The sequence below is a fragment of the Actinomadura sp. NPDC047616 genome, from assembly GCF_040642915.1.
Taxonomy (GTDB): Bacteria; Actinomycetota; Actinomycetes; order Streptosporangiales; family Streptosporangiaceae; genus Spirillospora; species Spirillospora miaoliensis.
The window spans coordinates 377,114-388,921 of the sequence record NZ_JBEYTB010000006.1; the positions used below are offsets into that span (position 1 = coordinate 377,114).

Here is an 11,808-nt window from a genome sequence, read left to right on the forward strand (position 1 = left end):
TTCGACTCACTTCAAGCTCAGGGGCGCGCTCGCGGCGCCGGTCAGGCGAGACATGTGTGGTTGGGAAACGCCGTTCAGTCGTGTTGACGAGGTGGGGTGCGGGCCCGCCCGCACCCCACCCGCGTCAGTCGGCGGCGGCGCCGGCGCCGAGCAGGTCGCGGATGCGGGCGGTGACCCGCGCGAACTCCGGAGTGGCCACCGTGGTCGAGTACTCGCGCTCCGCAGGCAGGTCCACGTCGATGATCTCCGCGATCCGGCCCGGCCGGGACGTCATCACCACGACCCGGTTGGCCAGGTACGCCGCCTCGGCGACCGAGTGCGTGACCAGCAGCACCGTGGTGCCCGTCTCCCGCCAGATGCGGTTCAGCTCAATGTTGAGCTGCTCGCGGGTGAGGGCGTCCAGGGCGCCGAACGGCTCGTCCATCAGCAGCACCGGCGGCTCGTGCAGCAGCGCCCGGCACAGCGCCACGCGCTGCTGCATGCCGCCCGACAGCTCGTGCGGGTAGGCGTCCTCGAAGCCGGTCAGCCCGGTCATCTCCATCAGCTCGGCGGTGCGCCGCCGGGCCTGCTCGGCGGGCATCTTGCGCATCTCCGCCTGCAGCAGGATGTTGCGCCTGGCCGTGCGCCACTCCAGCAGCGCCGCCCGCTGGAACACGTACCCGATGTCGTGCCGCGGCCCGGTCACCGTGTCGCCGCGCAGCCGCGCGCTGCCCGACGACGGCTTCAGCAGCCCCGACACCAGCTTCAGCAGCGTCGACTTGCCGCAGCCCGACGGCCCGACGATCGCCACGAACTCGCCCATCGGCACGTCCAGCGAGACCTCGGCCAGCGCCGTCACGTCGCGCTTTCGGGTGCGGAAGCGCACGGCCACGCCGTCGAGCTCCACGGCGTTCTCGGTCGCCCGGTCCCGCCCCTCGGCCGCTGTCTCCGCCTTGCTCATGATCCTCATCGCTGCTCGTCCCGTCGATCGTCAGTGCGGGCGCCGCCACGCGGCTCGCTCATTCCTGGGTCACCCCTGCGGTGCGGTGTCGGCCAGCCAGTACTCCGACGGCGGCTGGGCCTTGCTGATCACACCGGCCTGGTGGAAGACGTCGATCGTCTGCTTCCAGTCCGCCTCGGTGTTGACGCCGGGCGCCTTGCCCTGGGTGCTGGGCGTGTTCAGCAGCGTCAGCGTCGTCTTGAACTGCTCGGTCAGCACCGGCACCGGCGGCAGCTGCTCGGAGGCGCCCTGCATGGCCGCCACCGCGCCCGCCTGGTCGGACTGCGCCGCCGTCCACGCCTCGCTGGTCGCGGCGACCATCTTCTTCACCAGGTCGCGGTCGCTGTTCAGCTTGCGCTCGCCGACCAGCAGGCCGTTGGAGTAGAAGTTCAGCCCGAACTCCGAGAAGCGCACGTACGACACCGGCTTGCCCGCCTTGTTCTGCATCGTCGGGCCCTGGTCGCTGGCGTAGCCGAGCAGCCCGTCGGCCTGCCCGGAGATCACCGCCGACATCTTGCCGGCCGGGTCGGTGTTCTGGATGCGCACGTCGCTCTCGCTCAGCCCGTTCTTCTTCAGGAAGGCCGGGAAGGTGCGCGACAGCGCGTCGCCCGCGGTGCCCGCGATGCGCTTGCCCTTCAGGTCGGCGGGCTTCTTGATGCCGGTGGCGCTGAACGACTGCACCGACGCCGGGGTGGTCTGCAGGAACACGCCGATGCTCTTGACCGGCATGCCCTTGTCCACCGCCGCCAGCAGCGCCGGGGTGTCGGCCCAGCCGAAGTCGGTCTGGCCCGCGCCGGTCGCCTGCACGGTCTTCTGCGAGCCCTGGCCCGCGTTGATCGTCAGGTCGATGCCGTGCTTCTCGTAGATGCCCTTCTTCTTGCCGTAGTAGAACGGCGCGTGCTCGCCGTACGGGTACCAGTTGAGGGTCAGGGTGACCTTCTTCAGCTTCTTGCCCGAGGCGCTCGTGGTCTCTTCCGAGTCACCGCCGCCGCACGCGGACAGCGCCAGCGCGGGGATCAGGGCGGCGGCCGCCAGGGTGGCAAGTCTTCTCATTTCTCCGGCCTCCGAGGATGGGGTGGGTCACGCCGCTGGGGGTCGAAGCGGGGTGCGGCGGCATGGGGGTGGGGTGCGGACGCGGGGTCCGCTCAGAAGGTGGTGGTCACGGCGTCGCCCCGGCGGCTGGCGTGCCAGGGCAGCAGCAGCCGTTCGGCCAGCTCGATCAGGACGAACAGCACGACGCCGAGCGCCGACATCACCAGCAGCGCGGCGAACAGCATCGGGGTGTCCAGGTTGCCGTTGGCCTGCTGGATCACATAGCCCAGGCCCTCGTTGGCGCCGACGAACTCGCCCACCACGGCGCCGGTGACGGCCAGCGTCACCGCCACCTTCAGGCCGGAGAACAGGTGCGGCAGCGAGGCCGGGAAGCGGATCTTGACGAAGGTCTTCCAGGGGCCGGCGCCCATGGTGGCCGACAGCTGCAGCATCTCCGGATCGACCGACTTCAGGCCGGTCACCATGGCGATGACCACCGGGAAGAACGCGATCAGCACCGCGACGAAAATCTTGGGCGTCACCCCGAAGCCCAGCCACACCACGAACAGCGGGGCGATGGCGATCTTCGGGATGACCTGCGCGAACAGCAGGATCGGGTAGAGCGTGCGCTCCACCGAGGTGGAGTACACCATCACCACGGCCGCGGCCACGCCGATCAGCGTGGCCAGGATGAACCCGGCCACCGTCTCGTACGTGGTCACCCAGCTGTGGTGCCAGATGTAGCTCCACTTGTCGACCATCAGGTCGAGCGTGGCTCCCGGTGACGGCACCAGGTAGGACTCCACGAGTTCGGCCGCGGTGATCGCCCACCACGCGGCCACGCAGGCCAGCAGCATCGCCGCCGGCCGCCAGGACCGTTCCAGGGCCTCTCGGACCCGTTCGCCCAGGGGCGGGCGGCCGCGTTCGACCACCGCCGCGTTCGGCGTGTTCTCGGCCGCGGGCGTCGTGGACGCCGCCGTGGACGTCGACGTCGTGCCCTGGCTCACCATCGGGGCCACCTCCGTGGTCGGCTTGGAAAGCGATTTCAGAAAGCGCTTTCTGATGTACCGTAAGAACGACGCAGCGCGCGGTCAAGAGGCGGATCGGAAAGTGACCGCGCGATCGGGCGACCGAGAGGGCGGCGATGGGCGAGCAGACGGGACCTGGGCGTTCGCACGTGACCCTGCGGGACGTGGCGCGGCGGGCGGATGTGTCACTGGCGACCGCGTCCCGGGTGCTCAACGGCACCGCGCAGGTTCGCGCCGACCTGCGCGAGCGGGTGCTGGCCGTGGCCGCGGAGCTGGCGTACGCGCCGAACGCGCACGCCCAGGCCCTCGCCAGCTCGTCCAGCAAGGCCATCGGCGTGATCTGCCACGACGTCAGCGACCCCTACTTCGCCGCGATCTCGCGGGGGGTGATGCGCACCGCCGCCGAACACGACCTGCTGGTCATGCTGGCCAGCACCTTCCGCGACCCCGACCGCGAGATCGAGTACATCGCGATGTTGCGCGCCCAGCGCGCCCGCGCGATCCTGCTCATCGGCTCCGGCTTCGAGGACCGCGCGTGGGAACGCGCCATGGCCGCCGAGCTGGACCCCTACGTGCGCGCCGGCGGGCGGGTCGCGGTCGTCAGCCGCCACCGCAGCCTGCGCGTCGACACCGTCCAGCCGCAGAACCGCGAGGGCGCCGCCGCCCTGGCGCGCGCCCTGCTCGACCTCGGCCACCGCGACTTCGCCGTCCTGACGGGCCCGCGGTCCCTGACCACCGTCGCCGACCGGCTGGCCGGCTTCACCGGCGCGCTGGCCGACGCCGGGCTGCGCCCCCGCGTGCTGGAGGGCGGCTTCACCCGCGACGGCGGCTACGCGGCCGCCGCCGAACTGCTCCGCCTCAATCCCCGTCCCACGTGCGTGTTCGCGGTCACCGACGTGATGGCGATCGGCGCGCTGACCGCCTTCCGCGACCACGGCGTCGACGTGCCCGGCGAGGTTTCCCTGGCGGGCTTCGACGACATCCCCATCGTCGCCGACCTCACCCCGCCGCTCACCACGGTCGCCCTCCCGCTGGACGAGATGGGCGAACGCGCCATGCGCCTGGCCCTCAAGGAACCCCGCGCCAGCCGCAGCCGCATAGAGCGCATGGCCGGCCGGGTCATCCTCCGCGCCAGCACCGCCCCGCCCCCCGGCGTCCCGGCCCCCCGCGTCCCCGCCCCTCGTCGAGCCGCCGCCCCCGACGGCACGCCGCCGCCCGCCGGCTCCGCCACGGCCGCCCGGTAGGGGCCGACCGGCCCACCCGCATGACTTCACGGTGTCCGCCGCGACTACGGATTCGGCGGAGGTCACGTCGAGCTGGGCGAAGCGGCAGCGGCCCGGGGTCTGAGCCGGATCGCGACGTATCCCGCGACGCACACCGCCAGGAGAGCGGCGAGGACGGCCAGCAGCGGGTTGACGAATCCGGGCATCGTGTCGGCGCCACAGGTGGTGTCGCTCAGCGGCAGCAGGCTCTGCCCACCGCTGTGGCCGGGCTGTCCGCCTGAGGGGTCGAAGCGGCACACCCGGTCCTTGACGTCGACCATCGCGTCGTCGAAGTGTGAGAACCCGTAGCCGTAGGTCGCCACGAGGGCCAGCAGCCACGTCCACGACATCCGCCCCCAGGTCCGCCGTGCCGCCGGCCCCGCCGACAGCCCCGACCTGACCGCCGCGACCGCCATCACACCGGCGCTGGAGACGGCCAACGGCCAGGCGATCATCAGGTACAGCGCGGCGAGGAGCACCAGCAGCACCGCGAACTTCGGCGCGGCCGCGGCCAGGAGCAGCAGCCCGCCGCTCAGCACGGCGGCGGCACCCCACCCGACCCTGCGCAGGTCGCGGGGAGAGAGTGACGACCGCAACGGCAGCACGAACAGCGCGACCAGCAGCGCCGGCACGCCGACCAGGGACAGGATGGCGAAAGCGCCCTCGCCATTGGCCGTGAACGCCAGCGCCATCCCGCCGACCAGGGCGACGGCGGCGGCCACCACATGCTTCCTGGCAGAGGCCCGGTCGGTGCTCACAACGCGTTCCCAGCGCCCGGCACCGACGCGGGCGCGCCCCCGCGCGTTCGCGCCCCGTCCTGCGGGGATCGGGTGACCGGGAAGCGCATGCTCTGCCTCATGACCAGCGAGTTCAGCAACACCGGACGAAGCATGTCAAATCTCAATAACGCTACTGGATACATATCCGACGGCATATCGACGCAGCTCATCGCCATGGAGGCCCAGAGCCTGCCTGCCAGATCAGCGTTCTGGACTCGCCCTGTGGGTGAACGCGGCATCGCCGGCAAGGAACACACGATGCGGACGGAGGCCCGGCCGACCCGCCGGCGCCTCGTCCGGGTTCGCGGTCGTGATCGTCGCGGATATGGGAGTGAACGCGCCACCGGCCGGACGGCCTGAGCCGGTTCACGGACGTCGTGGCGCGAACGATGAGTTCTGTTCCGGGCTGAGGTCGGTGCCGATGAGCGTTCCGTGCGAGCGAGAGGACGGAGACCTGTTGTGGCGAAGTTCGTGACCATCGGGTACGGAGACCAGGAGGGCTACGACCGCACCGGCGCGGCGGTACGCCAGGAGGCACATGCGCATGACGCCCGCTTGCGGGAGGCGGGAGCCGTCATGGGCATTGCCGGCTCGCCCGTACAGGTGCGCAACCACGACGATGCCGGCATGACGGTGGAGAGCGGTTCCTTCATGTCCTCTGCTCTCCCGGTGGCCGGCTTCGCGATCATCGAAGCCGCGACCTTGGAGGAAGCCGTCCGACTGGTGTCGAAAACCCCGTGCGCGGTGGCGCACGGCGTGGTCGAGGTCTGGCCGCTGCAGGAGTCGCCGTAGAAGCGTGCCCCTCTGGGGGTCTGCTTCGGTGGTGGGCCTGGGCCCATGTGGCGGGAACCCTACGAGGAGGTCATCCGCGGTGGCCCACCTCGGTTGGACGGGCGGCGCGGGATCACATGCCCAGGGACGCTCGGGTGGCGTCGATCGCGTCGAGCAACTCCTCGTGGCAGTCGAAGCCCCGGGCGATGCAGGTCATGTCGACCCCGCATTCGCGCTGCCGGGCACGCAGCAGCGTTTCCTCTAGTGGGGCCACCGGGAAGGCGAAGGGATCGAGGCCGTGTTCCTGGAGCACCTCGAAGGTGTCGCGGCCGTCGCCGCCGACCAGAAGCCACCTGTCCCCGCTGATATCGGTGGGGCGCACCACACCGGCGGCCATCCCTTTCGTCCACTCGGTGAACAAGGCGGCCAGGCTGTCGGCGGCGCGAACCGCGTCCCAGGCGTCGGGGGAGATCTCGTAGCGCCAGATCTCGCCCTCGTGGTCGCCTGCGAGCACGAACGTGTAGAAGAGGACATCGAAGTGGAGCAGGGTCAGTTGATGGCGCCAGGGGAAGGGGGTACCGATCGACAACGACAGATTGTCGAGGGCCTCGCCCCCGTCGGTCGGCCACGGGACGAGGTATCCGCCTTCGGGGAACGCCGGTTCGGGCCACGCCTGGGACTGCAGCCAGGTCAACTGCTCGGCGACATGGTCCACGTCGAAGAGCCGGTAGACCAGGTCGGGAGGCTGCGCGCCGGGCGATTCACCGCGCTCGGGCCAGGTGATACCCGCGGCCGTCGCCGCAGCACGGTATTCCTCGACCGCATCGCGCAGAACGCGCATGTCATCGAGCATCAGAAGGCTCCCGGTGGTGTGGGCGCGATGCGCGGGCTCGCCGGTCGTGCTCGAAATCCAATGGCCGCCCTGTTCGCCGCGACCCACGCCGTCACCGGCAGCACCAGGCTCCTTCGTCCGCACGGCCCGCTGATCAACACGCGAGATCGTAGCGGCCCCGGCCGGTCGACGGCTCGCATGGAGTTCGCGAAGCGGACGCTCACCGACGTAGACATCCACGTCTGGTGTTCGGGCCTGGTGTTCGGGAGGCACCGTCCCGCCCCACGCCCTACGCTCGCCTGATGGTTGACTTGACCCCCTACGAGCAGACCTGGATCGACGTCCTGGACGAACTGAAGAACTGCCCCGAGATCGAGGTCCTCAACGAGTACAGGGAGATCGACCCCGAGATCGAGGATGCCGAGACCAGCATCGAGACCGTCTCCGTCGTCACGGGCATGCCGCTGGGCCCGTCCTTCCGGGACTGCCACTTCCGGTTCGAGTATCTCGGCAGCGCCTGGCAGAGCGCCGAGGGCAAGGAACACTTCATCGCCGGGGAGTTCTGCATGGCGGCCTTGGAGACCGCCGTGCTGGATCGGCGACCGCTCGAACTCTGGGCGAACATGACGCCCGAGGAAGAACGGCTTCAGTCCGAACTCCGGGGCATCGACGGAACCCCCGAGTGGGGCACCGGCCATCTCGCCGCACTCAGGGTGCAGCCGGGCGTCGAGGAGCCCGAGATCTGGTTCGACAAGACCGGCGATGACTACTACAAGCTGGATCTCGACTACCAGGGATACCTCGACGCCCTGCGCGTCACGAAGGGCACCTTCGGCTGGCAGTACCTGTTCACCAAGAACCCGCTCAGGGGCGGCGACAGCACGGTCACCAGGCTCCGCACGATGCTCGAACTGTTCCCGAAGTGGTTTCCCGACCACGACTACAAGCCGTTCCGGCGGCGGCTGGACATGGCTCTCAAACGTCGTTGACGTAGTGGAAGGCCGGGCGCCGACCGAACGTCCCAGATCGCGCACCTGGGCGCACATGCACGCCTACGACGCCTCGTTCGAGCGCCTGGCCGATCGGCGGCCTCGACCAGGGCGCCGCGATCCAGGCTTCCCGGGCCAGAGCCTTCGACGAACCGGGAGATCACATGAGCTGGGCCATGGGCGAAAGCGTCGCGGAGTTCCGCGAGGCCGCGGGGGAGTCCTGCAGTCCCGGCCGGTGGAGCACAACCTGCTCTTGACGATCACGGAGAACGTCTCCGTGCGCGCCCCTGGCTATGGCGGGACGCCGTTGTTCGGCTGGTGGCGGGAACAGGACGGCCAGGTCGGGGGCGCTTTCGTGCAGACTCCGCCGCGCCCCGTCGTGGCCGCCCTGTCCGCAGGGGAGGCGACCGAGTCGCTGGCGCGGGCACTGGCGGGCACCCGGATATCCGGGTTCAACGCCGAGCCCGGGACCGCCGAGGCGTTCGCCGCCGCGTGGGGACGCCGCACCGGCGTCGGCGCTCAGGTCGTGAAGCGCACCCGGTTGTACCGGCTCGGGCGGCTCGTCCCTCCCAGTCCGGCGCCGCCCGGGGGTGCGCGGCCGGCCCGACCCGATGATCGGGACCTGTTGCTGGCCTGGCACGAAGCGTTCTACCGGGACGTCGGCGAGCCGTCGGGTGACCCGGCGCCCGCCGTGGACGACCGGATCGGCCATGGCAGGCTCAGCCTGTGGGAGGCCGACGGCGTACCCGTCTCGATGGCCGGGTCCACCCGGCCGGTTGCGGGCGTCGTCCGGATCGCGCCCGTCTACACCCCCGACGAACTGCGCGGGCGCGGCTATGGCGGAGCCGTGACGGCGGCGATCAGCCGGCAGGCGCTGGAGCGGGGTCACGAGGTGGTGTTGTTCACCGATCTGGCCAATCCCACGAGCAACGCCCTCTACCAGCGCCTGGGATACCGGCCGGTGCACGATCGTGTCGTGGTCGCGTTCGGGTGAGGCGTCCGGAGTGTCGGCTGAGCGGCCGGATCAGGTGGTGCCGGTTCGGGCCGCGGTGACGGCCACCGTGGCGTACCGCATGGTGAAACTGCCGCCCAGGGCGTCGACGGCGGCTCCCACGCCCTCCAGCACCTCCGCCTGCTTGTCCTGAGGGAGGGGGGTGAGGGCGCCGGTGGTGGGCAGCTGGTCCAGCCATTCGTCGCGGGTGTAGAACTGCTCCCAATCGAAGCGCCACTGTTCCGGCTCGCCGAAGCCGCCCGCCGCCCGGATCCCGTCGGCGGCCTTGGTGCACATCAGCTGGTAGGCGTCCAGGGACTGCCTTCCCGCCTGGAAGTTGAACGGCGAGTCGGGCACCACCCGCTGGTAGACGGTGGCGTAGGCGTCGGCCACGGACGCCGGAAGCTGGAAGGCGTTCCAGAACACGGCGAGCAGTCCACCGGGACGCAGCGCCTCGGCAGCCTTCGCCGCGCCCGTGACCGGGTCCACCCAGTGCCAGGCCGTCGCGGCGACGACCGCGTCGAACACCCGGCCCGCGGAGTCCCAGGACTCGAACGTCGCCACCTCGACCTCGATCCCACTGCGCCGCGCGAAGTCGGCCATGCGCGCGTCGGGCTCGACCCCGAGCACCCGGCCGCCGGCCGCCTGGATCTGCCGGGCCTCGATGCCGGTGCCGCAGCCGACGTCGAGGACGTCGGGCCCGGGACTGGCGGCCATCAGCCTGCTGATCAGCGCGTCGGGGTATCGGGGCCGGGTCCGGTCGTAGCGTTCGGCGTCCACGCCGAACGACTCGGCCATCTGCCGGTGACGATGGGGCTCGTTTTCGGGCGTTGTTAGAGTGGGCATGTGCCCACACTAGTGGGCACATGCCCACTCGTCTACCGTGTTGGCCCGACACGAGGAGGGGATGCGGCGATGCCGACAGGGGTGGCCATCCGTGACGTGCGCGAACAGCTGTTCGTCGCCGCCGAGCGCGTCCTGCTCCGGGACGGGCCGGACGCGCTGACCAGCCGGGCGGTCACCACGGAGGCGGGCTGCGCCAAGGGCGTCCTGCACCGCCACTTCGCCGACTTCGACGCCTTCCTCGCCGAGCTCGTGCTCGACCGCGTCGCCCGGATCGACGACCAGGCCGCCGCCCTGCGCGACCGCGCCGGGACCGGCACCGTCGCCGACAACCTCACCCGCGTCCTGACGGACCTGTTCGAGTCGGTCGCCGTGGCGATCGTCGCCCTCATCACGTCCCGGGACAACCTGCGCGCCCGGCTGCGCCAGGCCAGGCCGACCGGCGTCCCGCTCCTGGCAGAGGCCACGACCATGATCGCGTCCTACCTCACCGCCGAACGCGACCTGGGCCGCCTCGATCCGGACGCCGACGTGGACACGCTCGCCCCGACCCTGATCGGAGCCGGGCACCTGCTGTTCGCCGATCGGACGGGCCCGGCGCCGGCCCCCGAAGCCGTCCGCAACGTCGTCACCACGGTCATCGGCGCCGTCGTCCGACAGCCGTGACAAGCCCCCGGCGCAGCGCCCGACCAGACGGGCTGTGCAATACGAGGAGACACCCGGCACCGTCGCCCGGTTGACTCAGGCGGTCTCGAGCCTCGGAGAACGGCGAGGCGGATCGCGCGCAAGGCGCCGGGCGGACAAGCAGCCGATGGCGACTGTTGTCATCGCGCGGCGTTGTCCCGCCGCTGATCAATCGGAACGATCATGCGTATGAGACGTTTCGCGGATCTTGCCGAGTTCGCCGCCGCCAAGGGGGAGCACCTGGGCTACAGCCCCTGGCGAGAGGTGACCCAGCGGCAGATCGACCTGTTCGCCGAAGCGACCGACGACCACCAGTGGATCCACGTCGACCCCGAACAGGCCGCCGCCGGCCCGTACGGCGCCACCATCGCGCACGGTTATCTCACCCTGTCGCTGGTCAGCGCGTTCATGCCGGAGATCTTCCGGATCGACGGGCTGAAGATGGGCGTCAACGTGGGTCTCAACAAGGTTCGCTTCCCGGCCCCGGTCAAGGTCGGCTCCCGCGTACGAGGCGGCGCCGAACTGGTCGACCTGAAGAACTCCCCGGCGGGCAAGCTGTCGACGGTGCGGGTCACGGTCGAAGTCGAAGGCGAAAAACGCCCCGCCTGCGTCGCCGAGACCCTCTCCCTCTACATCGCCTGACGCCCCGCCCGCGATGCCGGGCATCGTCGACTGCCGCCCATGGCGATCACAGGAGACGCGGCCGCGACTTCCACGGACGCCGCTAGGTGCGGCTACCCGCCAGGTGAGGCGGGACGGTTCCGGCACGGACATGCCGTGCCCTTGGCGTCAGGGAACGGAGCGACGGCGGCCCCGCTCTCTGTTTCGTCACCCGGGGTGAGTCAGCCGGACGTATCCGTACGGGTTGAAGAACAGGTCGTCCTCGTCGTAGCGGTCGCATGTGCCGGTACGCAGCACCCATCTGGGAGCGTCCTCGGTCATCCGGAAGCCGGCGCCGTCCTCGATCTCCTCGGCGCGTGGATCGGTCAGCAGGTAGATCGCCAGCGTGTCCAGATGCGCGACCAGGTCGGGCAGATCGTCCTCGGTCAGCTGCTCCTCACCGACCTCGATCTCCACCTCGGGGGCGCCGAGCAGGTGCATGCCGCAGCTGTAGAGAACCCGGCCGTCGTAGATCGGCCGCTTCACCCAGGCGGTGACGAGCGCATCGGCCAGGTCCTCGTCCTTGGCGTCGGCCGCTCGGTCGGCCAGCGCGAGCCAGCGGTCCCGGCCGTGGGTGAGTCCACTGCTCTCGTTCTTCACCGCAGTGGCGCCGGACCGCAGCAGAGCGGCCGTCGCCGCCAGCAGCCGCCGCGAAGTGTCGGCCGCCAGCTCCCGCATCATCGGCGCGGACAGCAGGTAGCCGACCGTGTCGTGGGACTCCACGGCGGCCCAGTCCTCCTCGTCGAACGAAGCCGCCGCCATACTGGCCTCGAACGCCTCCGGCATCCGCGGATCGGGTTCGGCCTCGGAGTACTCGCGGTCGAGCACGAAACCGCCGAAGCCGGCGGCGACCCGTTCGATCTCCGCAAGGCCCAGCCCGGAGCCGAGTACGCACAACACATGCCGAGGAGCCATTTCACTCATCCCGGCACGCTATCGATCACCACCGACGTTCAGC

General features: G+C 70.6%; 14 protein-coding genes. 7 read left to right on the forward strand and 7 right to left on the reverse strand.

Features of this window, described 5'->3' with window-relative positions:
- Nucleotides 1-124 precede the first annotated feature (124 nt).
- From ABZ801_RS17545 to ABZ801_RS17555, 3 genes are all read right to left on the reverse strand, one after another.
- On the reverse strand, nucleotides 125-940 hold the full coding sequence (locus ABZ801_RS17545) for an ABC transporter ATP-binding protein (RefSeq protein WP_344950853.1): 816 nt from the start codon (nucleotides 938-940) through the stop codon (nucleotides 125-127).
- Nucleotides 941-1,009: 69 nt separating this feature from the next.
- Complete coding sequence (locus ABZ801_RS17550) at nucleotides 1,010-2,032, reverse strand: ABC transporter substrate-binding protein (protein WP_344950855.1); 1,023 nt, start codon at nucleotides 2,030-2,032, stop codon at nucleotides 1,010-1,012.
- 92 nt (nucleotides 2,033-2,124) lie between these two features.
- On the reverse strand, nucleotides 2,125-3,021 hold the full coding sequence (locus ABZ801_RS17555) for an ABC transporter permease (protein ID WP_344950857.1): 897 nt from the start codon (nucleotides 3,019-3,021) through the stop codon (nucleotides 2,125-2,127).
- Between the two features lie 134 nt (nucleotides 3,022-3,155).
- Here ABZ801_RS17555 and ABZ801_RS17560 point away from each other — a divergent pair, with 134 nt between their 5' ends.
- Nucleotides 3,156-4,283 carry a LacI family DNA-binding transcriptional regulator gene (locus ABZ801_RS17560; protein WP_360698763.1) on the forward strand — a complete coding sequence of 376 codons (1,128 nt, stop codon included), beginning with the start codon at nucleotides 3,156-3,158 and terminating at the stop codon, nucleotides 4,281-4,283.
- A gap of 62 nt (nucleotides 4,284-4,345) precedes the next feature.
- Here the strand turns inward: ABZ801_RS17560 and ABZ801_RS17565 are convergent, their stop codons facing one another.
- Nucleotides 4,346-5,059, reverse strand: coding sequence for a hypothetical protein (locus tag ABZ801_RS17565; RefSeq protein WP_360698765.1), 714 nt, complete (start codon nucleotides 5,057-5,059; stop codon nucleotides 4,346-4,348).
- A 99-nt stretch (nucleotides 5,060-5,158) separates the two neighbouring features.
- Between ABZ801_RS17565 and ABZ801_RS17570 the strand changes: the two genes are divergently transcribed.
- A complete protein-coding gene (locus ABZ801_RS17570; RefSeq protein WP_360698767.1) occupies nucleotides 5,159-5,440 on the forward strand; it encodes a hypothetical protein in 282 nt (93 codons plus the stop codon).
- Between the two features lie 99 nt (nucleotides 5,441-5,539).
- Nucleotides 5,540-5,872 carry a YciI family protein gene (locus ABZ801_RS17575; RefSeq protein ID WP_344950871.1) on the forward strand — a complete coding sequence of 111 codons (333 nt, stop codon included), beginning with the start codon at nucleotides 5,540-5,542 and terminating at the stop codon, nucleotides 5,870-5,872.
- 112 nt (nucleotides 5,873-5,984) lie between these two features.
- On the opposite strand, the gene ABZ801_RS17580 is transcribed toward ABZ801_RS17575, so the two are convergent.
- Entirely contained in the window at nucleotides 5,985-6,827 is an 843-nt protein-coding gene (locus ABZ801_RS17580) for a hypothetical protein (protein WP_360698770.1), read from the reverse strand.
- Nucleotides 6,828-6,985: 158 nt separating this feature from the next.
- Between ABZ801_RS17580 and ABZ801_RS17585 the strand changes: the two genes are divergently transcribed.
- The gene (locus tag ABZ801_RS17585; RefSeq protein WP_360698772.1) at nucleotides 6,986-7,672 is read left to right on the forward strand and encodes a hypothetical protein; all 687 of its coding nucleotides are present in this window, start codon (nucleotides 6,986-6,988) and stop codon (nucleotides 7,670-7,672) included.
- A gap of 253 nt (nucleotides 7,673-7,925) precedes the next feature.
- Nucleotides 7,926-8,666, forward strand: a complete 741-nt coding sequence (locus ABZ801_RS17590) for a GNAT family N-acetyltransferase (protein WP_360698774.1) — start codon at nucleotides 7,926-7,928, stop codon at nucleotides 8,664-8,666.
- A gap of 30 nt (nucleotides 8,667-8,696) precedes the next feature.
- Here the strand turns inward: ABZ801_RS17590 and ABZ801_RS17595 are convergent, their stop codons facing one another.
- The gene (locus tag ABZ801_RS17595; RefSeq protein WP_360698776.1) at nucleotides 8,697-9,509 is read right to left on the reverse strand and encodes a class I SAM-dependent methyltransferase; all 813 of its coding nucleotides are present in this window, start codon (nucleotides 9,507-9,509) and stop codon (nucleotides 8,697-8,699) included.
- 69 nt (nucleotides 9,510-9,578) lie between these two features.
- Between ABZ801_RS17595 and ABZ801_RS17600 the strand changes: the two genes are divergently transcribed.
- Nucleotides 9,579-10,172 carry a TetR/AcrR family transcriptional regulator gene (locus ABZ801_RS17600; protein ID WP_360698778.1) on the forward strand — a complete coding sequence of 198 codons (594 nt, stop codon included), beginning with the start codon at nucleotides 9,579-9,581 and terminating at the stop codon, nucleotides 10,170-10,172.
- A gap of 207 nt (nucleotides 10,173-10,379) precedes the next feature.
- Nucleotides 10,380-10,832, forward strand: a complete 453-nt coding sequence (locus tag ABZ801_RS17605) for a MaoC family dehydratase (RefSeq protein ID WP_360698780.1) — start codon at nucleotides 10,380-10,382, stop codon at nucleotides 10,830-10,832.
- A gap of 186 nt (nucleotides 10,833-11,018) precedes the next feature.
- Here the strand turns inward: ABZ801_RS17605 and ABZ801_RS17610 are convergent, their stop codons facing one another.
- The gene (locus ABZ801_RS17610; RefSeq protein ID WP_360698782.1) at nucleotides 11,019-11,765 is read right to left on the reverse strand and encodes a hypothetical protein; all 747 of its coding nucleotides are present in this window, start codon (nucleotides 11,763-11,765) and stop codon (nucleotides 11,019-11,021) included.
- Nucleotides 11,766-11,808: the final 43 nt, after the last annotated feature.